The 22,017-nt window shown below is 65.7% G+C and carries 23 protein-coding genes and 1 tRNA gene; 17 read left to right on the forward strand and 7 right to left on the reverse strand.

Annotated features, from left to right (window positions below; all coding sequences use genetic code 11):
• Positions 1-6: 6 nt before the first annotated feature.
• Entirely contained in the window at positions 7-1,044 is a 1,038-nt protein-coding gene (locus NUW87_RS01390; protein ID WP_269026938.1) for a ferrochelatase, read from the forward strand.
• On the opposite strand, the gene NUW87_RS01395 is transcribed toward NUW87_RS01390, so the two are convergent.
• Positions 1,041-1,793 (reverse strand): Rv1486c family protein, encoded by a 753-nt coding sequence (locus NUW87_RS01395; RefSeq protein ID WP_269026939.1) that lies wholly within the window; start codon positions 1,791-1,793, stop codon positions 1,041-1,043. The two genes, NUW87_RS01390 and NUW87_RS01395, sit on opposite strands and share 4 nt — an antisense overlap.
• Positions 1,794-1,833: 40 nt before the next feature.
• On the opposite strand from NUW87_RS01395, the gene NUW87_RS01400 reads away from it, so the two are divergent.
• The 3 genes from NUW87_RS01400 to NUW87_RS01410 are packed head-to-tail and all read left to right on the forward strand — an operon-like array spanning position 1,834 to position 4,401.
• Complete coding sequence (locus NUW87_RS01400) at positions 1,834-2,676, forward strand: DUF3097 domain-containing protein (protein ID WP_269026940.1); 843 nt, start codon at positions 1,834-1,836, stop codon at positions 2,674-2,676.
• Positions 2,677-2,697: 21 nt separating this feature from the next.
• Positions 2,698-3,126, forward strand: coding sequence for an NfeD family protein (locus tag NUW87_RS01405; RefSeq protein WP_269026941.1), 429 nt, complete (start codon positions 2,698-2,700; stop codon positions 3,124-3,126).
• On the forward strand, positions 3,127-4,401 hold the full coding sequence (locus NUW87_RS01410) for an SPFH domain-containing protein (RefSeq protein WP_269026942.1): 1,275 nt from the start codon (positions 3,127-3,129) through the stop codon (positions 4,399-4,401). It begins immediately after the preceding gene.
• On the opposite strand, the gene NUW87_RS01415 is transcribed toward NUW87_RS01410, so the two are convergent.
• Both NUW87_RS01415 and NUW87_RS01420 read right to left on the reverse strand, forming a co-directional pair.
• On the reverse strand, positions 4,373-4,948 hold the full coding sequence (locus tag NUW87_RS01415; RefSeq protein ID WP_269026943.1) for a MarR family transcriptional regulator: 576 nt from the start codon (positions 4,946-4,948) through the stop codon (positions 4,373-4,375). The genes NUW87_RS01410 and NUW87_RS01415 overlap by 29 nt on opposite strands.
• Before the next feature lie 176 nt (positions 4,949-5,124).
• Positions 5,125-5,727 carry a TVP38/TMEM64 family protein gene (locus NUW87_RS01420; protein ID WP_269027022.1) on the reverse strand — a complete coding sequence of 201 codons (603 nt, stop codon included), beginning with the start codon at positions 5,725-5,727 and terminating at the stop codon, positions 5,125-5,127.
• A gap of 131 nt (positions 5,728-5,858) precedes the next feature.
• Between NUW87_RS01420 and NUW87_RS01425 the strand changes: the two genes are divergently transcribed.
• Both NUW87_RS01425 and NUW87_RS01430 read left to right on the forward strand, forming a co-directional pair.
• Entirely contained in the window at positions 5,859-6,443 is a 585-nt protein-coding gene (locus NUW87_RS01425; RefSeq protein ID WP_269026944.1) for a hypothetical protein, read from the forward strand.
• A complete protein-coding gene (locus NUW87_RS01430; protein ID WP_269026945.1) occupies positions 6,440-6,730 on the forward strand; it encodes a hypothetical protein in 291 nt (96 codons plus the stop codon). Before NUW87_RS01425 ends, NUW87_RS01430 begins: the two co-directional genes overlap by 4 nt.
• On the opposite strand, the gene NUW87_RS01435 is transcribed toward NUW87_RS01430, so the two are convergent.
• Positions 6,692-6,780, reverse strand: a tRNA-Leu gene (locus NUW87_RS01435). The genes NUW87_RS01430 and NUW87_RS01435 overlap by 39 nt on opposite strands.
• Positions 6,781-6,887: 107 nt before the next feature.
• Between NUW87_RS01435 and tetA the strand changes: the two genes are divergently transcribed.
• From tetA to NUW87_RS01455, 4 genes are read left to right on the forward strand one after another with little or no spacing between them, the layout of a single operon-like run.
• On the forward strand, positions 6,888-8,450 hold the full coding sequence (tetA, locus tag NUW87_RS01440) for a tetracycline efflux ABC transporter TetAB subunit A (protein ID WP_369127936.1): 1,563 nt from the start codon (positions 6,888-6,890) through the stop codon (positions 8,448-8,450).
• Positions 8,451-10,256, forward strand: a complete 1,806-nt coding sequence (locus NUW87_RS01445; protein ID WP_269026946.1) for an ABC transporter ATP-binding protein — start codon at positions 8,451-8,453, stop codon at positions 10,254-10,256.
• 21 nt (positions 10,257-10,277) lie between these two features.
• Entirely contained in the window at positions 10,278-10,811 is a 534-nt protein-coding gene (locus NUW87_RS01450; RefSeq protein ID WP_269026947.1) for a YbhB/YbcL family Raf kinase inhibitor-like protein, read from the forward strand.
• A 10-nt stretch (positions 10,812-10,821) separates the two neighbouring features.
• On the forward strand, positions 10,822-11,178 hold the full coding sequence (locus NUW87_RS01455) for a hypothetical protein (protein ID WP_269026948.1): 357 nt from the start codon (positions 10,822-10,824) through the stop codon (positions 11,176-11,178).
• On the opposite strand, the gene NUW87_RS01460 is transcribed toward NUW87_RS01455, so the two are convergent.
• Positions 11,175-12,254: a quinone-dependent dihydroorotate dehydrogenase gene (locus NUW87_RS01460; RefSeq protein WP_269026949.1), complete on the reverse strand. Its 1,080-nt coding sequence runs from the start codon at positions 12,252-12,254 to the stop codon at positions 11,175-11,177. The two genes, NUW87_RS01455 and NUW87_RS01460, sit on opposite strands and share 4 nt — an antisense overlap.
• Positions 12,255-12,266: 12 nt before the next feature.
• Positions 12,267-13,319 carry a YncE family protein gene (locus NUW87_RS01465; RefSeq protein ID WP_269026950.1) on the reverse strand — a complete coding sequence of 351 codons (1,053 nt, stop codon included), beginning with the start codon at positions 13,317-13,319 and terminating at the stop codon, positions 12,267-12,269.
• Positions 13,320-13,389: 70 nt separating this feature from the next.
• On the opposite strand from NUW87_RS01465, the gene NUW87_RS01470 reads away from it, so the two are divergent.
• The 7 genes from NUW87_RS01470 to NUW87_RS01500 all read left to right on the forward strand — a co-directional run bounded on the left by NUW87_RS01470 (position 13,390) and on the right by NUW87_RS01500 (position 21,139).
• Positions 13,390-14,235, forward strand: a complete 846-nt coding sequence (locus NUW87_RS01470; protein WP_269026951.1) for an undecaprenyl-diphosphate phosphatase — start codon at positions 13,390-13,392, stop codon at positions 14,233-14,235.
• Between the two features lie 16 nt (positions 14,236-14,251).
• Complete coding sequence (gene mshC / locus NUW87_RS01475) at positions 14,252-15,466, forward strand: cysteine--1-D-myo-inosityl 2-amino-2-deoxy-alpha-D-glucopyranoside ligase (protein WP_269026952.1); 1,215 nt, start codon at positions 14,252-14,254, stop codon at positions 15,464-15,466.
• Between the two features lie 24 nt (positions 15,467-15,490).
• Positions 15,491-15,889 (forward strand): hypothetical protein, encoded by a 399-nt coding sequence (locus NUW87_RS01480; RefSeq protein ID WP_269026953.1) that lies wholly within the window; start codon positions 15,491-15,493, stop codon positions 15,887-15,889.
• Positions 15,882-16,550 (forward strand): HAD family hydrolase, encoded by a 669-nt coding sequence (locus NUW87_RS01485; protein ID WP_269026954.1) that lies wholly within the window; start codon positions 15,882-15,884, stop codon positions 16,548-16,550. Before NUW87_RS01480 ends, NUW87_RS01485 begins: the two co-directional genes overlap by 8 nt.
• 54 nt (positions 16,551-16,604) lie before the next feature.
• Positions 16,605-18,044, forward strand: a complete 1,440-nt coding sequence (gene aspA, locus NUW87_RS01490; protein WP_269026955.1) for an aspartate ammonia-lyase — start codon at positions 16,605-16,607, stop codon at positions 18,042-18,044.
• 111 nt (positions 18,045-18,155) lie between these two features.
• Positions 18,156-19,466: an anaerobic C4-dicarboxylate transporter gene (locus NUW87_RS01495; protein WP_269026956.1), complete on the forward strand. Its 1,311-nt coding sequence runs from the start codon at positions 18,156-18,158 to the stop codon at positions 19,464-19,466.
• 5 nt (positions 19,467-19,471) lie between these two features.
• A complete protein-coding gene (locus tag NUW87_RS01500; protein ID WP_269026957.1) occupies positions 19,472-21,139 on the forward strand; it encodes a formate--tetrahydrofolate ligase in 1,668 nt (555 codons plus the stop codon).
• Here NUW87_RS01500 and NUW87_RS01505 read toward each other — a convergent pair.
• Entirely contained in the window at positions 21,136-21,999 is an 864-nt protein-coding gene (locus NUW87_RS01505) for a RecB family exonuclease (protein WP_239218875.1), read from the reverse strand. The genes NUW87_RS01500 and NUW87_RS01505 overlap by 4 nt on opposite strands.
• Positions 22,000-22,017: the final 18 nt, after the last annotated feature.

Here is a 22,017-nt window from a genome sequence, read left to right on the forward strand (position 1 = left end):
GGGGGCATGGCTCTCAACGACTACGACGCACTCCTCGTCCTTTCCTTCGGCGGCCCCGAGGGGGAGGACGAGGTTATTCCTTTTCTTGAGAACGTCACTCGCGGGCGCGGCATCCCGCGCGAGCGGCTGGCACAGGTTGGCGAGCACTACTTCCACTTCGGCGGCGTCAGCCCCATCAACGGGCAAAACCGCGAGCTCATCGCCAACATCGAGGCTGAGCTTGCGAGCCGCGACATTGACTTGCCTGTCTACTTCGGCAATCGCAACTGGCGCCCGTTCGCCGCGGATACTGCGAAGCAGTTGCTTGACGACGGCCACAGGAACGTCCTCGTCTTCGCCACCAGTGCCTGGGGCGGGTACTCCGCCTGCCGGCAGTACGACGAGGACATCCAACGAATCCGTGAGGTCACGCCGGAGATCACCTACACCAAGCTCTGGCAGTTCTACGGGCACCCGACATTCGTCGAGCTCGTGGCAGAGGGTTTGCGCGCGGCCGTGGAGAAGGCAACCGGCGATACGCGCGTGCTGTTCACCGCGCACAGCGTGCCCACCGCAGCGGACGAGAACTCCGGCGGCCCGGCAGATCAGCACCTGTACTCGAGGCAGGTTGCGGAGGCGGCGAAGCTCGTCGCAAAGCAGGCCGGCGTAGATAGCTACGAGGTGGTGTGGCAGTCGCGCTCCGGCAACCCGGCGACGCCGTGGCTGGAGCCGGACGTGGTGGACCGCGCCCAGGAGCTTCAGCGCGAGGGGATGGAGCACCTCATCTGCGTGCCTCTCGGTTTTATCACTGACCACATGGAGGTGGTCTGGGACCTCGACACCGAGCTGAAGCAAGCGTGCGAGGAGATGGGGGTTTCCCTGACGCGCACCCCGACCGTCGGCCTCGAGCGCGCGTTCGCCGGCATGGTGGTCGACATCGCCGAGGCTGTCGGCACGGAAGTCAAGCCTAAGACCTTGTCTGCGGTTACGGTGCAGGGCTGCACCGTGAATGGCGCGCCGTGCAAGGAGGGCTGCTGCGCCCCGGTGAAGCGGCCGGGCCGCTAGCGCGCCCACTCGCGCTGGTAGTCCACCACCGCATCCGCCACACCAGCCATGCGGGCGGAGCGCACGTGGCGCCAGAGCGCGAACAGCTGCGGGTCGAAGGAGTGGTCGTCCAGGCGGTCGGTGACCGTCTCAATCGTGGCAGCCACCCTGTCTGCGCGCGCAAAGAGTTTCGCAGCGCGCGGGGTCACACCGGCGGGAAGCCCCGGGGTGTCGTAGAAGTCCGCGAGCGTGCCCACTGCCAGCCGCGGGTTGGGCAGATCCTTTCGGGTGCCGCCGGCTGCCTCGATCAGCACGGCCGCCTGGTCGGTGGCGCGGGAGAGCAGCTGGTCCGCCTCGCCGGGGGAGAGCCACTCCGGCTCCGGCAGCGGCTCCGGGTCTTCGAACCAGCGCCAATTCACCCCGCTGCCCGAGTATTCCGGCACCAGAATGTGGTGCATCCCTGCCCCGCGCACCACCAGCGCTCCGGCCTGGGTCAGCGCTTCCATCGCAGGGGAGCCGGCCCGCAGCCGCGGTGCCTGGCCCGGACCCCAGAGGATGAGTCTGATTGCGGGGCCGGGGGTGGTGAGGTCGGCGGCGGAGCGGACGTCGTGAAGCAAATGCGCCATAGGCAGGCTGCCGTACGAATGCGCACCTCCGAGATCCGTGAGCGCGTCGACGGTGTCGTCGGAGGATTCGACGTTGTAGAGCCACGCCGCCAGCCAGACGGCGGTGTTTTGCAGGGGTGAATAGACTTCGGCGCGCGTGTGCATCCGGGCCAGTGTAACGGGGCCGATACAATGCGGACGCATTATGCGAGATAGCCGGTACAGCGGAGACATTTTCAGCGGACACGCGCGGAACAAGCGCCCGAGCTACCCGGAGATGCCGGCGGAACCCGGCATCATCGTGGAGATCGTGGGAAACGACTTCGTCGGCGCGGTGGTCGGTTTCGAACGGACCTACGACGGCGACTTCGTGCGCCTGGAGGACCGCTACGGCACCCAGCGCCTGTTCAAGATGCTGCCCGGCGCGTTCATGGTGGAGGGCCAGCGCGTGACACTGACCCGCTACGTGGCGCCGCGCGACGACGGGCCGAAGCGGTCCAACTCCGGCTCCCGGAAGGTGGAAAACGTCAAGGCCAAGGTGGCAATGCCGTCGCGTATTTGGGTGGAAGGCATCCACGACGCCGCGATTGTGGAGCAGGTGTGGGGCCACGACCTCCGCGTCGAGGGCGTGGTGGTTGAGTATCTGGAAGGCCTGGACAACCTGCAGGAGCGTCTGGACGAGTTCCAGCCCGGACCGGGCCGGCGCATCGGGGTGCTGGCGGACCACCTGATCGAGGGCACGAAGGAGTCCCGGCTGGTGGAGCACGTCGGCCCGCACGTGCTGGTCACCGGCCACCCATACGTTGACATCTGGGCTGCGGTGAAGCCGTCTAGCGTGGGTATTCCCGCGTGGCCGGAGGTGCCCTACGGTGAGGATTGGAAGACCGGGGTGTGCCGCCGCCTGGGGTGGTCGGACCCGAAGGAAGGGTGGCGGCGCGTATCGTCGTCGGTGAGCACCTTCCGGGACCTGGATTCCACGCTCATCGGCGCAGTCGAGCGGTTGGTGGACTTCGTCACCAACCCAGAATTATCCAAAAACGATCTCTAGAACACATGTAAGGTACGTCACGTGGGACCTTTGCTTTGGTTTTTAGCTGCGGCGCTGCTGGCGCTTCTGGAATTGACTGTGGGCGAGCTGACGCTGCTCATGCTCGGCGCAGGTGCGCTCACCACGGCGCTTGTCGCGTTGGCTGGTGTGCCAATGTGGGCGGAAGTCGCTGTGTTCGCCGTGTCTTCCGCTCTGTTCTGGTTCTTCCTGCGTCCGCCGCTGCGCCGGCGCATGGAAAAGCCGCTGGTGTTGGACGATTCGCCGCGGGCGCTGGTCGGCAGCACGGCAGAGGTCGTCGAGGACATCGTTGGCGGCGAGGGCCAGGTGCGTTTCGACGGCTCCCTGTGGTCCGCCCGCAGCCTCGACTCGGCGGAAACCATCCCGGCGGGATCCCGCGTGACCGTTTACGATATTGACGGCCCCGTCGCTGTCGTGTGGAAGGAGCCCTAAATGGGAGGGTTTATCACATTCTTCGTCATCATCGCGCTGGTGGTGGCAATTCTCACCGCGTCAATCAAGCTGATCCCGCAAGGTGAAGCGGCGGTTATTGAACGCCTCGGCCGCTACACCCGTACCGCATCCGGCGGGCTGACGTTCCTCGTGCCCTATATCGACCGCGTGCGTCAGCGCGTGGACACTCGTGAGCGCGTGGTGTCCTTCCCGCCGCAGGCCGTGATCACGCAGGACAACCTGACTGTGGCGATCGACACGGTGGTCACGTTCCAGATCAACGACCCGGCTAAGGCCATCTACGGCGTAGACAACTACCTGGTCGGCGTGGAGCAGATTTCTGTGGCCACGCTCCGCGACGTCGTCGGCGGCATGACGCTTGAAGAGACGCTGACCTCGCGCGAGACCATCAACCGCCGTTTGCGCGGCGAACTGGACGCGGCCACCGCGAAGTGGGGCCTGCGCATTAGCCGTGTGGAGCTCAAGGCGATTGATCCGCCGCCGTCCATCCAGCAGTCCATGGAGATGCAGATGAAGGCGGACCGCGAGAAGCGTGCCATGATTCTCACGGCCGAGGGTAAGCGCGAGTCCGACATCAAAACCGCAGAGGGTGAAAAGCAGGCCCGCATCCTCTCCGCGGAGGGCGAGAAGCACGCCGCGATTCTCAACGCGGAGGCGGAGCGCCAGGCGATGATGTTGCGCGCCGAGGGTGAGCGAGCCGCCAAGTACCTGGCTGCGCAGGGTGAGGCCCGCGCGATCCAGAAGGTCAACGCTGCCATCAAGTCCTCCGGCGTCACCCCGGAGCTCCTGGCGTACCAGTACCTGGAGCAGCTGCCGAAGATCGCCAACAACGACGCGGCGACGATGTGGATGATCCCGTCCCAGTTCGGCGATTCGCTGCAGCAGTTCGCCCGCGCGTTCGCCGACAAGGACGACGACGGTGTGTTCCGCTACGAGGCGGAGACGCCGACCGATCAGGACCGCGAACTCGCGGAGTCCGGCAACACCGACCGCTGGTTCGACACCTCCACCGACCCGGAGCTGGCGAAGGCACTCGCCGAGGCGCGTGCGGTGGCCAACAAGCACGTAGATGACCCGGATCCGACCCAGGATTCGACACAGGATTCGATGAAGCCGGAACCCAGCGGCGCGACCCGCCGCGAGATCACCACGGGCGAGCCGCAGCAGGCCGGTTTTGAGCAGACCTTCCAACCGGAGGCGCAGCCCGAGCCGGTCTCCCGTCCCGTTACTCGCCCTGACCAGCAGCCCGAGTAATCAAATTCAGCGCTAGCTGCCACCCGGCCTGCTCCGCGGGCCACCCGGCCGCCTGCAACCGCTGGCTCATCGCCTGTTTGGAGATGCCCAGGGTTGCGGCGGCCTCATTTTGATTCATGCCGCGTCGCACCAGCGACGTCGCCTCGCGCCCCTCGTAGGTGCGCTTGTGCAGCACGTGCGACATCAGCGCGAAGGTCGCCGCGATGTCCGCGGCTTCAGTCGTCGCATCTTGCCTATCGACGATCACCCGCACCTGACCCGCCCTCGTCCCGACTGCAGTAGTCGCCGTGGCAGCAGCGTCGCTCGGTGCGCTGCGGCCGGTGCCGTCGGCGATACCGAGTCCGATGGCCCAGTTACCGTCCGAAAGCAGCGCCATAATCAGGTTCAGCGCAGCCTCCGCGTCCGCGACTTGCGAGCGGATGTCTTCCACCCCGAGCACTTCGAAGCCTGCGACACCGGGCAGGGAACTCAGCGCCTCTGCGGAGCGCTCCACCACGGTGGCGCGGGCCTTCTCGCGGCCCCGGTACCTCGCATGCACGGCAATCATGGGCCGTAGCGTACCCCTGTCTACCCTTGGGGCTTGACTGCGACACGTAACCAGTGGGGCCGAGCCCTACAGCCGGATCGTCTAGCGGTTTGCTTCAGTCTGCTAGACGATTCGGAATTGAGCTCGACATTTTCCCAGGTGATATTGAATGCGAGTGTCGATAGTGGGCTGTTCGTCTAGCGGGGATCAGTGGTTGCTAGACGATCAGGTGAGCGGGTCGGCATGCGAGCGTCCAGCACCAGCCCAGCGACGCCGACGACGGCGAGCACCGCCATGATGGCCACGAACACCGGGTCCGCATCGCCCGTGAGCGTGTCGCCGAACAGAGTGACCAGGATCGTGCCCGGGGCGGAACCCACCAACGTCGCGAGCGCGAACGGCAGCACCGGTACCCGGGTGATCGCGGCGGCGTAGTTCATGATGGAAAACGGCACGGCCGCGATCATGCGCAAGCTCAAGATCGCCAACCACCCACGTTCCTCGAGGCGCCGGTTGATGTTCTCCACGGCCGGGTGCGTCAGGCGCGGCTCCACCCAATCTCGCAACAGCGTACGGACGATGAGCAGCGAGATGACTGCGCTGACCGTCGTCGCTGTCAGCGCAATGAGGATCCCGCGGGCGGTGCCGAACAGGATGCCGGCGGAAACCGTCATCAGGGTCCGCGGGATGGGGAACTGGGTGATCAGCACGTACAGCAGCCAGAACAGAACAGGGAACCAGGCACCGGTCTGATCGGACCAGGTGCGCAAGGTCGAAAGCGGGGGGACGTCGAGAAGCATCCATGCTGCGACGAACAACGCGCCGGCCGCAACGATGAGTGCTATCCGGTACCGGGGTGCCTTCCGCAAACGATTCACCACGCCATCTTCCACCGGGCTGTAGCCTGGAACCAACTTGAGGAGGGGGGCTCATGAGCTTAAATCAACGCAACACATCGTCCGTCGGCCTGTTTTTACTTTCCCTGGCATTGACATTCCTTGGAATCGGAGTGACCTACGGGCCGATGGTGCTGTCACTGGTGTTTTACGGCAGCGCTCTCGTAGTCGGGTGCATAGCGGCTGCGCGGGCATCGACGGGCGGCGCCGCGCGAACCGCGGCGTCCTGCGGGTTCGTAGTTGTGGCAGTCGTGACACCCTGGATCCTCCCAATACTGAAAGGGGAGCCCGCCGGCTATGCAATCGTCATCGGGATATACGGACCCGCCGTCTCCTTCCTGGCCATGTCCTGGGCGTATCTCACTGCGCGTTCCAGCAAGCCGTGGCCGTACATTGCCGCGGTGGTGCTCGCCGTCGTGTTGGTCGCTGCGCCACACAAACTCATGGTTCATGTGGCCCACCTACTTTGGGAAACCCGGCTGTTCGGGTACATCTGGGCCGCAGTGGTAATCGCCTTCGCTGTTGCGTTTTTCCTGCTGGTGGTGTTGCTCAACCGCGGAACCGAGAACCGTCGGGCGGCCGCAGAGACAAAGGTGATGATGCCGGATGAGCAAAAATGAGCATCGTGGGACCGTTAGCGCAAGGGTCCATTTCGGAGTACCACCTGCTGGCGGTGCTTCTTGCGCTCGCCGCGCTCGGGTTTGTGTTCGTTGTGGCGCTGGACCGGCACCTCGAGATTGAGCATCCGGGCACGGATGGTCTCGGTGGGGGGATCGATCGGCTCGATGAACGGGGCCGGCTGGACGTAGCTGTCGGCCGGAAAAAATTAAAATCACCCCGCCACAAGATCTGCGACGGGGTTTTCCGGTGGTGCCCGGAGGGGGACTTGAACCCCCACGTCCGTTAATAGGACACTAGCACCTCAAGCTAGCGCGTCTGCCATTCCGCCACCCGGGCTTAGGGTGTTTTCAGCCTCTCGGCTGGGCACTCGCATAACTATAGGGCGGGGCGATTGAACCGCCAAATCGCCAGTACAAGGCTGAAAATTTGCTAGATTTTCCAGAATGATCCCACCGCCGCGCAGAATGAAGACGTACAGCTGGTTCGTCCCGCCCGCCCCACCAGCGGACGACCCGAACCGTCTCCACCCGTCACGCTGGAATAGTGGAAACCGCGTGGTCAGGGACATGGTCGGCGCATATCCGGGTGTGTTGGCACTGCACATTGTCAGCTACCTTCTCGGCACCGGAATCGCCGCGTTTGTGCCGGTGGTGGTGGGCATGATCGTCGACGGCCTGGTGGGCGAGAGCACCTTCAACGCGTGGTGGCTTTTCGCGGTGCTGGTCGGCATCTTCATCCTCCAGTTCATCGGCGAGGCCACCGGCGACGGCTTGGCCTCCGCTTCCGTCCGCCGTGTCACCCACAACGCGCAGCAACACCTGTCCTCGGGCGTGCTGCGCCGCGGTGCGGGGGCGATGAGTCCTGGCACAGTGCTCAACACCATCGACGCCGACGCGAACACTATTGGCCGCTACCGCGAGCTGCTGTCGTTTCCGCTGATGGCCATCGGCTACGCCGCGGGCGCAATGGTGGCGATGTGGACGGTGAGTCCGTGGGTCTCGCTCAGCATTCCCGTAAGCGCGCTTGTCATCGCGTTGTTTGCGGCGTGGACTGCCGGTCCGGTGACACGGGTGTCGCTCAAGCGGCGTGCGGCGGAGGCTGATGTTGCTGGCTTGGCCACGGATGCGTCGCAAGGCATCCGCACCGTCAAAGGCCTCGGCGCGGGCGCAACCGTGGCAACACGTTTTCACTCGGAAACGGCGAAGGCGAAGCAGTTGATGCTCACCCACCTACGCGTGGAGGTGTGGCTCGGTTTTGCCAGATTCTGCGTGGCGTGGCTGTGCAACCTTGCCATCGTGGGCTTCAGCGCGTGGATGACGCTGCGCGGGGAGATCACCCCGGGGCAGCTGACGTCCGTGGCACTGTTGGTGCCGCCGGCGCTGAACATGGCGGGCTTCGCGTTCGGCGACTTAGCCAGCGGGTGGGGCAGGGCCGTCGCGAGCGGTCAGCGAATCGAGCAGTTGCACCACGCGGGCGACGACACCGCGGGGCCTGAGCCGACAGACACCCCGGTCCCAGGCGCGGGGCTGTGGATCCTCGAGCCGGCGGAGCGCTCCTACGCCACAGCCGCCGCGTGGGCGCAGCGCGGCGATGTCCTGTTCCCGCCGCACACCGTCAACGTGTTTGAAGGCACCATCGCGGACAACGTGAATCCGCGCGGGGATGTGCCGGAAGAAGCGGTGAAACAAGCGCTCGCCGCCGCCCACTGCCAGGACATTCTCCGCAGGCTCGGCGGCATAGGCGAAAACGGCGAGTTGCCGGACGCGCCGCTTGGGGAGGCCGGCCTGAACCTCTCCGGCGGGCAGCGTCAGCGCGTCGCGCTCGCCAGGGCACTTGCCGCCGACCCGGACGTGCTCATCCTGGACGACCCAACCACGGGGCTCGATTCCGTGACCCAGGCGGATGTCGTGGAAGCCGTAGCCGCGCTCAGGGCGGACAAAACGACCGTGGTGATCACCGGGAACACGGCGTGGCAGCACGCCGGATCCGCATTGGAGGTGGCGTAGATGGAGCGCGATTACGCACGCACAGACGCGGTCGCACCCGCAAGTGTGAAGGAGACCTTCGCGTACCTCTCGGCGCTGCCCAACGCGCTGGACAGACGCTGGTGGGTGGGTCTGCTGCTCATCCAGGCGCTCATCGTCGCCGTGTACACCACGCAGTCGAACCTGTTCGGGCGCAGCGTCGACCCGCTCACCGGAGGCGAGGTGCCGCTACTGGGCACCGGCACCCGCGCCTTTGTGTGGACTGTTGGACTGGCGTTGGCCTGCATGCTCGTCGAGATGTTCCTGCGCGCCCTCGGTAACTACGTGGTGGGCCTCAAGGTCGCCCGCGCGTCCATCGACTTGCGCCGTCGCTGCCTCGACGCGATCCTGCGCGCACCCGTGCCGCGGGTGATGGAGCTCGGCACCGGCAACGTCATCACCCGCATGACCAAGGACATCGACGACGTCGTCCAAACCATCACCGCCATCGGCTCGCGAGTGCTCACCACCGTGTTCGTCTTTCCGATCACGTTTATCGGGCTTTTGCTTATCGACGTCCGCTTCGCCGGGATCCTGCTATTGATCTGCGTCTGCACCTACCCGTTTGCCCGCGAGGTGGTGCGCGCGATCCCGGCTGCCTCCAACGCCGTGAGTGTGGCGGAGGCGCGTCGCAACGCGGTGCTGCTGGATACCGTCCGGGGCCTGCCCACGCTGCGCGCCTTCGATTTGGAGCGCTGGGCGCTGGCCCGGATGCGGCGGACCTCGTGGGGCGCGGTGGAGGCGGAGATGGACCGCGTGCCTTGGTTCATCAGGCTCATGGGCATCGGCCAGGTGGCTTTCGCCGCGTGGGTGCTGCTCACCCTCGGTGTGGGTGCCTGGCTCGCCTCGACCGGCGCTGTTACCCCGGGCCAGGCGAGCGCAGCGGTGTTCATGGTGATCCGCGCCGAAGTCATGGTGTTCAACGCCCTGTTCTTCGTCGGGGAACTGCAAGGTGCGGCCACCGCCGTGGGCCGCGCGGTGAGCCTGGCCAAGCTTGCGGACGGACGAGGTGCCACAGCGGTGCCGGAGGACCTGGAAGCGCCCGTGAATGTGGAAGTGGACCACGTCTCCTTCGCGTACCCAGGCGGTGCCAACGTGCTGGAAGACCTCTCCGTCACGCTCAAGGCGGGAACAACTACCGCGCTGGTGGGGACTTCGGGCGCCGGCAAGTCCACGCTCGCCGCGCTCATCGCCGGGCTGGTGGAGCCCACAGATGGCAGCATCCGGGTAGGCGCAGTAGATACCTCGCAGGTCAGCGACACGTGGACCGCGAAGAACGTCACCTTGCTCACCCAGGATGTCCACCTGTTCGCCGGCACTCTGCGCGAGGACCTCTCGATGGCCGCACAAGGCGCGACCGACACGGACCTATACCGGGCGCTGACCAGCGTCGGGCTCGACCCGGAAGGCACCCAGTTCGCGCGCCTGTTCCCGAAAGGGCTGGACACCGCCGTCGGCGCGGGTGCGGAGGACCTACCCCCGGAGGTAGAGCAGCAGCTCGCGCTCGCGCGCGTGGCGCTCTCGGGCCCGAAGGTCCTCATCCTGGACGAGGCGACGGCAGAAGCTGGCAGCGACGCCACCAACGCGCTAGAGGACGCCGCCGCGAGGATTACCGCGGACACCACGGCGCTGGTGGTGGCGCACCGCCTCGACCAGGCGGCAGCCGCGGACCGGATCCTGGTCATGGACGCCGGTCGCATCATTGAGGACGGCACCCACGCCGAGCTCATCGCGGCAGGTGGGAGATACGCGCAACTCTTTGACGCATGGAGTGGCGGTGGTCACTAGATATCCGGTAGGAATGGGGACATGACTGCCAACTATGTTTCCGACCGTTTCCCCGGCCCCGACCCGTACGCCCCGCTTGCGGACGTGCCTTCCTTCGACATCGCGTCCGAGGACATCGTCGACGGCGAGCGCCTCGCCGACACGCTGGCCGGCGACAACGCCACCAGCCCGCAGCTGTCCTGGTCCGGCGCCCCGGAGGGCACCAAGACGTACGCTGTGACCTGCTTCGACCCGGACGCGCCGACCGCCTCCGGTTTCTGGCACTGGTCCGCGTTCAACATCCCGGCTGACGTCACCGAGCTGCCCGCCGGCGCGGGCGCGAAGGACGACCTCGGTGTCGGAGCGGTGGTACTCACCGGTGACAGCGGCGTGCAGGGCTTCTACGGCGCAAACCCGCCGGCCGGCCACGGCCCGCACCGCTACCTGTTCGCCGTCCACGCGGTGGACACGGAACTGCCCGCGGACGAGATTGCCAACCCCACCCAGCTCGGCTTCAACCTGAACTTCCACTCGCTCGGCCGCGCCATCATCTGGGGCTGGTACGAAAACCAGTAAGATTCGCCGAATGGTTCCAGTGCAACTCCGCGTCGGCGGCGCGTTCATGGGCATCGCACTCGTGCTCGTGCTCTACGCCGTGCTGGCGCTGCTCCGAGGCGACGCCACGTTCCCCGTCACCCCGCAGGTGCTCTCCGTCATCGCTGCGGTGGCTATCGTCGGCGCCTTCGCCACTTACAACACCAAGCAGGAAGGCTCGCGCACCCAGGTGGGCGCGCTGCTCGCGGCCGTGGTGCTCATTGGGCTCGGATTTATCGCGCCCGACACCGAATTCATGGCCACCACACCGTTCTGGCTCATCGGGTGGGCGCTCGCCGCCGGACTGTGCGCGGTGGTGCTGCGCCGCAGCGCAGCAGGGCGCGTTTAGAGTTCTTTCCACTCCAGCCCGCTGCCCACGGCCTGCTCAATCGAGTCCAGGCCGTGGGCTTTAATCTGTGCGGCGATCCCGCGGTGGATGCCGCGGATCCAGCCCAGCCCGCCGTAGATGAACGGGGTGTAGCCCTGCAGCAGGCTCGCGCCCGCGGCGATGCGCTCCCACGCCTGCTCCGGGGTGGAAATGCCGCCGACGCTGACCAGCACCAGCTTGTCGCCGACTCGCTCGTTGAGGCGCTTGAGCACCTCGAGCGAGCGCTTCTGTAACGGGGCACCGCTGATCCCGCCTGCGCCCATCTTCTCCACCCTGGAGGCGGGAGTTTTCAGCCCGTCGCGGGAGATGGTGGTGTTGGTGGCCACGATGCCGGCAAGGTCCAGCTCCACGGCGAGGTCAGCCACGGCGTCGATGTCTTCGTCGGAAAGATCCGGGGCGATCTTCAGCAGCACTGGGGTGGCGGTGGATTTTTTCACCACTTCCAAGATCGGGCGCAGCTCCTTAACTGCCTGCAGGTCGCGCAGACCCGGGGTGTTGGGGGAGGAGACGTTGACCACCAGGTAATCCGCCAGCCCGCCGAGCAGCGTCGCGGTGGCGCGGTAGTCCGCCACGGCATCTTCGGAGGTCTTGTTCTTGCCGATGTTGATGCCCACCACGTCGCGGGAGCGGCGCGCGCGGAGATTGTCGGCGACTACGAGCGCGCCCTTGTTGTTGAATCCCATACGGTTCAAAATCGCCTTGTCCTCCGGCAAGCGGAACAAGCGCGGTGTGGGGTTGCCCGGCTGGGACTTCGGGGTCACGGTGCCCATCTCGGCGTAGCCGAAGCCGACCGCGCCCCAAGCGTCGATGGCCTCGGCGTTTTTGTCGAAGCCGGCCGCCAGGCCCAGCGGGGCGGGGAAGTCCACGCCGAAAACGGTCTGGCGCAGCACCGGGTCGTGCACGCGCACGGCCTTTTCCATCACGCGGTTGACCGGGGTGGCCAGGTGCAGCGTCTGTAGTGCGCTGCTGATGATGCCGTGGATGCGCTCCGGCGGCAGCAGGAACATGAGCTTGAGTGCGCGGTCGTAGAGCGTCATGGGTGGTATCTCCTAGTTGCTCTCGGTTTGGTCGGCGGGGGAGACGATCTGGATGCCGTCGCCGGATGCGGAGGCGGCGACCACGGTGCCGTCGTCAAGCGTAATGATGCTCTGGGCATCGGCGACGGTGGCGAAGTGCTTGCGCTTCACCGGAATGCCTTGAGAGATGTCGTAACCGGTCGCCGTGTTGCTGGCTAGCGAGCTGACCCACGCGAGGCGCTGCGCCGGGTCCCACGCGGCGTCCCAGGGTGCCTCCGGCACGGGTGCGGACTGCTGGAGGCGGATGATGTCGTCGGTGGTGTAGACGTGGATCTGGTTGCCTGTGGAGTCCGCGGCTAGCACCAGGCCGTGCTCGCCACCGCGCACCTTGCCCACGCCTAGGCCCACGCGCAGGGTGCCGCCTTGGCGCGAGCCGTTCCAGTCGATGTCCTGGATGGTGGTGTCGAAGCGGTTGGTGCGCACCACGGAGTCGCGCTGGCCGTCCACCGGCACCGCCTCAAGCTGGTCGGTCTCGCGTGCGACGTCGATGGTGTCTTTCAGCTCGCCGCCGTCGAAGACCCACACCTTGCGCTCAGTGTCGCTGCCTGCGAGCACCTCGCCTGACGACGCCACCGTGGCCACCGTGACCGGCTTCTCCGTTGCAATAGTCTCCTCTCGGTCGCCGAAAAGCTTGATTTCGCCTGCGCAGGCGAGCGCGAAAGTGCCGGCGTTGGCGGAAGCCTCGCCGCAGGATTGGTCCAGCTCGTGGCGGGCGGCCTTGCCCTGCTGGATCTCTTCCAGCGTGCCGATGGTCAGTGCGTTGTCCGTGCGCACCCCAATGCGGCCGTTCGTGACGTCCACATCGCGCACCGGCTCGAAGTCGACCACGTCGCCCGCCGGGTCCTGCGAGTGCGGGGACTGCACAGGCTCAGCGCTGCCCATGTTCGCAGCGGCCTCACCGCCAGCTTCCTCGATCTTGGCGGCGGGAGACGCGCCACAAGCACTCAAGGTCAGGGCAGCTATGACTGCGCTGGAAGCCGCGGCGAAGCGGAGGCGGGAATTGGGGGCAAATAGACGAGCATTCACAAGGCCAAAGCCTAGCAACGCGCCCGTCGCGTACCGCGATGGCTAGTAAGGCGGGGTAGTGTCTTTCGCCATGACTGATCCCGCCACCACCATGTCCTGGGTGCAGGTGATCGTCCTGTCCATCGTCCAGGGCCTCACCGAGTTTCTACCAGTATCTTCCTCGGGCCACCTGCGCATCGTCTCCCAGCTGTTTTGGGGCGAAGACGCCGGCGCCAGCTTCACCGCTGTGATCCAACTGGGTACCGAGCTGGCCGTGCTGGTGTTCTTCGCCAAAGACATCTGGCGCATCCTCACCGCCTGGTTCGCCGGCCTAGCGGACAAGTCCAAGAGGAATTTCGACTACCGCATGGGATGGATGGTCATCGCCGGCACCATCCCGGTCGGCATCGCTGGCGTGCTGCTCAAGGACTTAATTCGCGAGAACTTCCGCAACCTCTGGATCACCGCCACCGTGCTGATCCTGTTCTCGTTGGTGTTCATCCTGGCCGAGCGCCGCGGCAAGAAAACTCGCGGGTTCGAGGACCTGACCATGAAGGACGCGGTTGTGATGGGTCTGTGGCAGTGCCTGGCGCTCATCCCGGGTGTGTCGCGCTCCGGCGGCACCATCTCCGGCGGCCTCTTCCTCAACCTCGACCGCGAGGTGGCCACCCGCTTTTCCTTCCTGCTGGCCATTCCCGCCGTGCTGGCCTCCGGGCTGTTCTCCCTGCCGGACGCCTTCGACCCTCAGGCGGGTCAGGCGGCGAGCGGCCTGCAGCTGCTCGTCGGCTCCGGCATCGGCTTCGTGGTCGGCTACATCTCGATCGCGTGGCTGCTGAAGTTCGTGTCCAATCACTCGTTCGCGTGGTTTGCCGCCTACCGCATTCCGCTGGGCCTTCTTGTCATGGCGTTGCTCGGCACTGGCGTGATGGGCGCGTAGTTGTAGGGTTGTGCGCATGCATGCATGGCCCGATCCGTCCGTACCCGCAGTCGCTGGCGCCCCGGTGGCGCTGAAGCTCTACGACACCGCCGATCAGCGCGTCAAGGAAGTAGACACCACCCCGGACGCGAACGGCGAGGTGGGGATGTACGTCTGCGGCATCACCCCGTACGACTCCACCCACCTCGGCCACGCCGCAACCTACCTCACCTTCGACCTGGCGCAGCGCCAACTCATCGCCAACGGCCACAAGGTCCACTACGTGCAGAACATCACCGACGTGGACGATCCACTGTTCGAGCGCGCTGAACGCGACGGCGTGGACTGGCGCGAACTCGGCACCAGCCAGATCAACCTATTCCGCAGCGACATGGAGATCCTTTCCGTGATCCCGCCGCGCGACTACATCGGCGCGATGGAATCGGTAAACGAGGTGATCGCGATGGTGCAGCAGCTGCTCGACGCCGGCGCGGCCTACGAGCTCGACCAGGGCGACATCTACGCCTCCATCGAGGCCACCAAGCAGTTCGGCTACGAATCCAACCTGGACCGCGCCACCATGGAGGAGTACTTCGCTGAGCGCGGCGGCGATCCCGACCGCGAAGGCAAGCGCGACCCGCTGGATGCGCTGGTGTGGCGCGGTCACCGCGAGGGCGAGCCCGCCTGGGATTCACCGTTCGGCCCGGGCAGGCCGGGCTGGCACGTGGAGTGCTCCGCAATTGCGACCAACCGTCTGGGCGGGCACTTCTCCATCCAGGGCGGCGGGTCTGACCTGGCGTTTCCGCACCACGAATTCTCCGCGGCGCACGCCGAGGCGGCGCTGGAGGTCGACCGCATGGCTGGCCACTACGTCCACGCCGGCATGATCGCGCTCGACGGGGTGAAGATGTCCAAGTCCCTGGGCAATCTCGTGTTCGTGCACAAGCTCTCGGAGGCGGGCCACGACCCGTCGGCGATCCGCCTGGCCGTCTTTTCGGGGCACTACCGCGAGGACCGGGACTTCTCCGACGCGATCCTCGCCGAGGCAGAAGAGCGTCTCGCGCGTTGGCGTGAACAGCTTTCGGAGGAGGTCAGTGAGGCGGAGGCGACGGAAGTCGTCGATAAGCTTCGCGCGATTCTCGCCGACGATCTCAGAACCCCCGAGGCACTTTCGCTTCTCGACGGCGTGGCCGGCGACCACAACCAGATCATCGCCACCGCCCTCGACGGGCTGCTCGGCGTGCGCATTTAGCTCGTCTCGCGCACAATGGGGCGCATGAGCGCAGCTGCGGACAATTCGATTCGGGCCCAGTTTCAGCCCGAGGTAGACGAATTCATCGATGACCTAACCACCTTCGCCACCGGCTCCTACCTCCAGGACGAGGACAAGGACCTGTGGGAAGAGCCCTTCGACCCGGCAGTGCTGCCGGATCTGAAAAAGCTCCTGGAGATGTTCCTGGACGCACTCGACTTGCTCGGCGACGACCCTGAGGGCGACGCGCTGGTCAAGGTCGTGGTGCCGTTCTACGAGAACCTCGAGGAGTTCAACGAGAAGCACGCCAACGCGGTGCTCGAGCCGGAAGAGAAGGCCGACATCGAGACCCTGGTGTTCCGTGCAGCAGCCGCTACCGGTACCACGGACGAGGCGCTCAACGAGCTGCCGGAACTTGAGTAGGCCGGCCGCCGTCCTCTGGGACATGGACGGCACACTCATCGACACTGAGCCGCTGTGGGGCAAGGCCACCTACGAGCTCGGCGAGCTACTGGGACGCCCGCTCACCCCCGAGGTGCGCGCCAAGACCATCGGCGGCAGCTTCCCCAACACCTTGAACGTGGTGGCCGAGTGGGCGGGCTACGAGCTTCGAGACGGCGACCTGGAGCGCTACCGCACCTGGATGTTCGACCGCATGCGCGAGCTGTTCGCCACCGGCATCGAGCTCAACCCCGGCATCGGTGGAGTGCTCGAGTCGCTCGCGCGGCGGGGCACGCCGATGTTCGTGTGCACCAACACGGAGCGGGTGCTGGCTGATCCGTGCATCGACGCGATCGGTCGCGACTTCTTCGCAGGCACCATCACCGGCGACGAAGTGTCGCATGCGAAGCCAGCGCCGGACATGTACCTCGAGGCCGCCCGGCTCGCGGGTGCGGCGCCGGGGGAGTGCCTCGTGGTGGAGGACTCCTGGCACGGCATGTCCGCCGCAGCCGCCGCCAAATGCGCGGTGCTGGGCCTAGCCGATGAGGTTCCCGCCGGTGTGTTGAAGTTCGCTCCGGACAACTTCGTCGGTGCGGGTGCCAGTGACGTGGACGATTGGTTTTCTGCAGCTCGACAGGCATAAAACGGGGGTACGCAGCGCCCGTCGAGAAGCTTTTAGCTACGTATAGTGGCGCCCATGAGCACTCGTACTGAAGAAGACCTCCTCGGCGCCGCCGAGGTCCCCGCTGACGTCTACTACGGCATCCACGCCCTGCGCGCCAAGGATAATTTCCAGATCTCCGCAAGCACGATCAACGACGTGCCGGAGTTCATCCGCGGAATGGTGCAGGTAAAAAAGGCCACCGCAATCGCCAACCGCCGCCTGCACGCCCTGCCCAAGGACAAGTCCGAGGCCATTGTCGCAGCCTGCGACAAAATTTTGGACGAGGGCGTGTGCATGGACCAGTTCCCGATCGACGTCTTCCAGGGCGGCGCAGGCACATCGCTGAACATGAACACCAACGAGGTGGTGGCCAACCTCGCGCTTGAGCTGCTCGGGCGCGACAAGGGCGACTACTCCGTGATCAACCCGAACGACGACGTCAACATGTCGCAGTCCACTAACGACGCGTACCCGACCGGCTTCCGTCTCGGCGTGTACTACGCCGTGCAGGGGCTGCTGGAGGAGCTCGACGAGCTTCAGAAGGCGCTGCGTGCGAAGGGCGACGAGTTCGCCGACATCATCAAGATGGGCCGCACCCAGCTTCAGGACGCCGTCCCAATGACCCTGGGCCAGGAGTTCACCGCCTTCGGCGCCAACCTCGCTGAGGAGCAGCGCACTATCAGCAGCGCGGCCGATTCGCTGCTGGAGGTCAACCTGGGCGCCACTGCGATTGGCACCGGCATCAACACCCCGAACGGCTACCGCGACCAGGTCGTCTCCGCGCTGCGCGAGGTCACCGGTCTGGACATCCAGGCGTCCCCGGACCTGATCGAGGCGACCTCCGACACCGGCGGCTACGTGATGATGCACGGCGCAATCAAGCGCGCCGCGATGAAGCTGTCGAAGATCTGCAACGACCTGCGCCTGCTCTCCTCCGGCCCGCGCGCCGGCCTCAACGAGATCAACCTGCCGGAGCGCCAAGCAGGCTCCTCGATCATGCCGGCGAAGGTCAACCCGGTCATCCCCGAGGTGGTCAACCAGGTCTGCTTCAAGGTTTTCGGCAACGACGTGACCATCTCCATGGCCTCTGAGGCCGGCCAGCTCCAGCTCAACGTGATGGAGCCGGTGATCGGCCAGTCCCTGTTCGAGTCCATCCGCCTGTTGGCCAACGCGGCGAAGACCCTGCGTGAGAAGTGCATCACCGGGATCACCGCCAACAAGGAGGTGTGCGAGGCGTACGTGACCAACTCCATCGGGATTATCACCTACCTCAACCCGGTGATCGGACACCACAACGGCGACCTGATCGGCCGCGAGGCGGCGGAGACCGGCAAGAGCGTCTACGACCTTGTGCTGGAGAAGGGCCTTATCGAGGAGGAGGACCTGAAGAAGCTGTTGAGCAAGGAAAACCTCATGCACCCGGAGTACCGCGGCAAGCTCTACGTCGACGACGAGCCGAGCCTCGACGCATAGGCACGCCGCTTAACGCAGCCGCGTAGGCAACATCACACTGGCTGCATTTCCATTTCGGGCTCCTTCGGACAGATAATGGGATGACCTAATAACTGTCTGAAGGAGCCCTCCGTGTTACTTGCCGTCCACATCATCATCCTCCTCGGGGCGATTGTGGTGGGCGCGCGGATGGGCTCCATCGCCATCGGCTTCGCCGGCGGGCTCGGCGTCCTGCTGCTCGGCGCGACCGGGATGCCGGTCAGCGCGGAGGCCATCCCGTTCGATGTCATCGGCATCATCATGTGCGTCATCGCCGCGATTTCCGCGATGCAGCTCGCCGGCGGCATGGACTACCTGGTGGACCTGGCCGAGCGCTTCTTGCGCCGCAACCCGAAGCGCATCACGGTCTACGCGCCGATTGTCACGTGGCTGATGACGGTGCTCGCCGGCACCGGCCACACCGCATTTTCCACCATGCCCGTCATTGTGGAGGTGGCCAAGGAGGGCAAGGTGCGGCCCTCGCGTCCGTTGTCGGCGGCCGTGATCGCCTCGCAGATGGCTATTGTCGCCTCGCCGATTTCCGCCGCGGTGGTGTTCATGGCCTCCGCGCTCGAGCCGCTCGGCGTGGGCTACCTCCAGCTGTTGGCGGTGATGATCCCTGCGACGTTCTTCGCGATCTTCCCGATGGCGTGGATCGCCAACAAGTCGGGTGCGGAGCTGGAGGATGATCCGGTCTACCGCCAGCGGGTTGCCGAAGGTCTCGTGGCAAAGCCAGCTGCCCGCGAGCACTACGTCGCACCCCAAGGGGCGAAAGCATCGGTGGGCATTTTCCTCGCCGCGATTGTGATCGTGATGGTCTACGCCACGCTGATCTCGGAGCAGGTGGGCCTCATTGCTGACCCAACCATCCCGCGCAACGAGGCGATCATGGCCATCATGCTCGGTGCCGCGGCAACCATCGTGCTGGTCACACGCACGACCGCGGCGGAGATCTTAAACACCCAGGTGTTCCGCTCCGGCATGTCCGCCTGCGTGTGCGTCCTCGGCGTGGCCTGGCTGGGCACGACGTTTATCAACTACTACATCGAAGACATCCAAAACATCGCAGGCGACGTGCTCACCGCGAAGCCGTGGCTGCTCGCAGTCGTGCTCTTCGTTGCCGCATCGCTTCTGTACTCCCAGGCCGCGACGGCGAAGGCGCTGATCCCGGCGGCACTAGCGATTGGCGTGAGCCCGCTGACCGCGCTCGCCGCCTTCCCTGCCGTCTCCGCGCTGTTCGTGCTGCCGACGTACCCGACGCTGCTTGCCGCGGTAGAGATGGACGACACCGGCTCCACCCGCATTGGCAAGTACGTGTTTAACCACCCGTTCCTGGTGCCGGGTGTGGTGTGCATCTTTGTCAGCGTAATTCTGGGTTATGCCATTGGTGCCGTTGTAGTGTGAGGTGCATGACTGCACAACCGTTGACTGACGTCGAAATTGCTCAGGCCCATAAGCTCGCCCCCATCACCGAGATCGCCGCGAAGGCAGGTGTGTCCGACGATGCGCTGATCCCGTACGGCAAGCACATGGCCAAGGTGGACATCACCCAGAACCCGGGCAACGCCCCCGGCAAGCTCGTCGTGGTCACCGGTGTCTCGCCCACGCCCGCGGGCGAGGGCAAGTCCACAACCCTGATCGGCCTGACGGACGCGCTGGCGAAGCTGGGCAAGAACGCCATGGTCGCGCTGCGCGAACCGTCGCTTGGCCCCGTGATGGGCATCAAGGGCGGCGCTGCTGGCGGCGGCTACTCCCAGGTGGTGCCGATGGAGCAGATCAACCTACACTTCACCGGCGATTTCCACGCGATCACCAGCGCCAACAACACGCTGGCCGCGCTCATTGACAACCACATCCACCAAGGCAACGCGCTCAACATCGACCCGCGCCGCGTGACCTGGCAGCGCTGTGTGGATGTCAACGACCGCGCGCTGCGCAACGTCGTCACCGGCCTGGGTGGGCCGGCCCACGGTGTGCCGGCGGAGACCGGCTTCACCATCACCGCCGCCTCCGAGATCATGGCGATTCTGGGCCTGGCCACGGACCTGGAGGACTTAAAGCAGCGCCTGGCCAACATCACCATCGGGCTGACCTACGACAAGAAGCCGGTCACGGCCGGTGACCTCGGTGCCCAAGGCGCGATGGCCGCGCTGCTGAAGGACGCGGTCAACCCGAACCTCGTGCAGACCCTCGGCGGGACGCCTGCGTTCATCCACGGCGGCCCGTTCGCCAACATCGCCCACGGGTGCAACACCCTGATTGCCACCCGCACCGCCCAGCAGTACGCCGACATCGTGCTCACGGAGGCCGGCTTCGGCTCCGACCTGGGCGCGGAGAAGTTCTTCGACATCAAGGCGCGCTACGGGGACCTCGACGTCGCCGGTGCCGTCATTGTGGCCACGATCCGCTCCATCAAACACAACGCGGGCGTGGCCAAGGCGGACCTGTCGGCGGAAAACGTTGCCGCGCTGGAGGAGGGCATTGTCAACCTCGAGCGCCACGTCGAAAACGTGCGCAAGTTCGGCGTGACCCCAGTGGTTGCGCTCAACCGCTTTGCCACCGATTCCGAGGCCGAGCTCGAATTCCTGAAGAACTGGGCGCAGGCTAAGGACATCGCGCTGGCTGAGGCGGACGTGTGGGCGAAGGGCGGCGACGGCGCACTCGAGCTCGCCCAGACCCTGCTGGACAACCTCACCGAGGGCACCTCGCACCCGCTGTACGACCCCGCCGAAGGTTTGGAGGCGTCCATCGAGACCATTGCGAAGGAGATCTACCGCGCCGCCGACGTGCAGTACTCCGCCGCAGCGCGGAAGGACCTGCAGACGCTCAAGGACAACGGCTTTGACAACCTGCCGGTGTGCATCTCCAAAACGCAGTACTCATTCTCGGACGACCCGGCCCAGCTCGGCGCGCCGGAAGGCCACACGCTGCACGTGCGCAACATCGTGCCGCGCACCGGCGCCGGCTTCGTGCTGGTGCTGACCGGCGACGTGATGACCATGCCGGGTCTGCCGAAACAGCCGGCCGCCAACAACATCGACGTGGACGCGAACGGCGTGGTTTCCGGCCTGTTCTAGGCCTCAGTCGCGTCCCCGGGCGCGGCGCCGCCGTCGCTACGTGCCTCCGCCCGCGACCCCGGCCACCCGGGGTACTCCGGGGGAGTGCCGCCGAAGACCGGGCACAGATGCTGGAAGGCGCACCACCCGCACAGCTTGGACTGCTGCGGGCGGAACGTGCCGGCCTTGCCGTCGGCTTCGATCTTGAACCACAGCTCCGCTAGGTCTCGTTCGAAGTACTCCAGCTCCTCGCGTGACGGGGCGAGGATCATCGAGTCCATCACCTTCAGATACATCAGCTTCAGTTGCGTGGGCACCACCCCGAACATGCGCCAGTACACCAGCGCGTAGAAGCGCATCTGGAACTGCGCGTCCTGGGAGTAGCGCGGCAGTGGCTTTTTGCCGGTTTTGTAGTCGACCACGCGAACCTCGCCGGTGGGAGCTATGTCCACGCGGTCGATGAACCCGCGCACCGGCACCCCGTTGGGCAGCGTGAAGTCCACCGGCATCTCTTGGGCGTGCGCGTCGAAGCCCAGCGGGTTTTCCATGGTGAAGTAGCCGCGCAGCAACGTGCGGGCGTCCACAAGCAACTGGTACTCGTCCGCGACCGGCTCGGCGCAAGCAGGGTCCTCGGCGCGCATCTTCTCCCAGTTCGGCTTCAGCCGCTTGACCGCCGCCGGGTACGTGCGTTCCTCGCGCGGCCAGGCGAACATTTCCTCCAGCACGGCATGGACCAGAGTGCCTTTGACCTGGGCTTCCGTCGACGGCTCCGGAATCTTGTCAATGGCGCGCAGCCTGTACTGCAGCGGGCAGCGTTTGTAGTCGGAGGCGCGCGAGGGCGAGATGGCTAGTGGGCGTGGGGGAGTGCTGGCGTTCAACATGGTGCTCAACATCATAGA

Source organism: Corynebacterium pilbarense (assembly GCF_026930265.1).
Lineage (GTDB): Bacteria > Actinomycetota > Actinomycetes > Mycobacteriales > Mycobacteriaceae > Corynebacterium > Corynebacterium pilbarense.

Bases quoted from the DNA above. Each gene is read 5' to 3' on its own strand.
- NUW87_RS01425 (WP_269026944.1), top strand. From the start codon at position 5,859: ATGAGCTTAAATCAACGCAACACATCGTCCGTCGGCCTGTTTTTACTT.
- NUW87_RS01390 (WP_269026938.1), top strand. From the start codon at position 7: ATGGCTCTCAACGACTACGACGCACTCCTCGTCCTTTCCTTCGGCGGC.
- NUW87_RS01430 (WP_269026945.1), top strand. From the start codon at position 6,440: ATGAGCATCGTGGGACCGTTAGCGCAAGGGTCCATTTCGGAGTACCAC.
- NUW87_RS01455 (WP_269026948.1), top strand. From the start codon at position 10,822: ATGGTTCCAGTGCAACTCCGCGTCGGCGGCGCGTTCATGGGCATCGCA.
- NUW87_RS01420 (WP_269027022.1), bottom strand. From the start codon at position 5,727: ATGCTTCTCGACGTCCCCCCGCTTTCGACCTTGCGCACCTGGTCCGAT.
- NUW87_RS01480 (WP_269026953.1), top strand. From the start codon at position 15,491: ATGAGCGCAGCTGCGGACAATTCGATTCGGGCCCAGTTTCAGCCCGAG.
- NUW87_RS01410 (WP_269026942.1), top strand. From the start codon at position 3,127: ATGGGAGGGTTTATCACATTCTTCGTCATCATCGCGCTGGTGGTGGCA.
- NUW87_RS01505 (WP_239218875.1), bottom strand. From the start codon at position 21,999: ATGTTGAACGCCAGCACTCCCCCACGCCCACTAGCCATCTCGCCCTCG.
- aspA (WP_269026955.1), top strand. From the start codon at position 16,605: ATGAGCACTCGTACTGAAGAAGACCTCCTCGGCGCCGCCGAGGTCCCC.
- NUW87_RS01450 (WP_269026947.1), top strand. From the start codon at position 10,278: ATGACTGCCAACTATGTTTCCGACCGTTTCCCCGGCCCCGACCCGTAC.
- tetA (WP_369127936.1), top strand. From the start codon at position 6,888: ATGATCCCACCGCCGCGCAGAATGAAGACGTACAGCTGGTTCGTCCCG.
- NUW87_RS01445 (WP_269026946.1), top strand. From the start codon at position 8,451: ATGGAGCGCGATTACGCACGCACAGACGCGGTCGCACCCGCAAGTGTG.
- NUW87_RS01400 (WP_269026940.1), top strand. From the start codon at position 1,834: ATGCGAGATAGCCGGTACAGCGGAGACATTTTCAGCGGACACGCGCGG.
- NUW87_RS01460 (WP_269026949.1), bottom strand. From the start codon at position 12,254: ATGACGCTCTACGACCGCGCACTCAAGCTCATGTTCCTGCTGCCGCCG.
- NUW87_RS01415 (WP_269026943.1), bottom strand. From the start codon at position 4,948: ATGATTGCCGTGCATGCGAGGTACCGGGGCCGCGAGAAGGCCCGCGCC.
- NUW87_RS01500 (WP_269026957.1), top strand. From the start codon at position 19,472: ATGACTGCACAACCGTTGACTGACGTCGAAATTGCTCAGGCCCATAAG.
- NUW87_RS01395 (WP_269026939.1), bottom strand. From the start codon at position 1,793: ATGCACACGCGCGCCGAAGTCTATTCACCCCTGCAAAACACCGCCGTC.
- mshC (WP_269026952.1), top strand. From the start codon at position 14,252: ATGCATGCATGGCCCGATCCGTCCGTACCCGCAGTCGCTGGCGCCCCG.
- NUW87_RS01470 (WP_269026951.1), top strand. From the start codon at position 13,390: ATGACTGATCCCGCCACCACCATGTCCTGGGTGCAGGTGATCGTCCTG.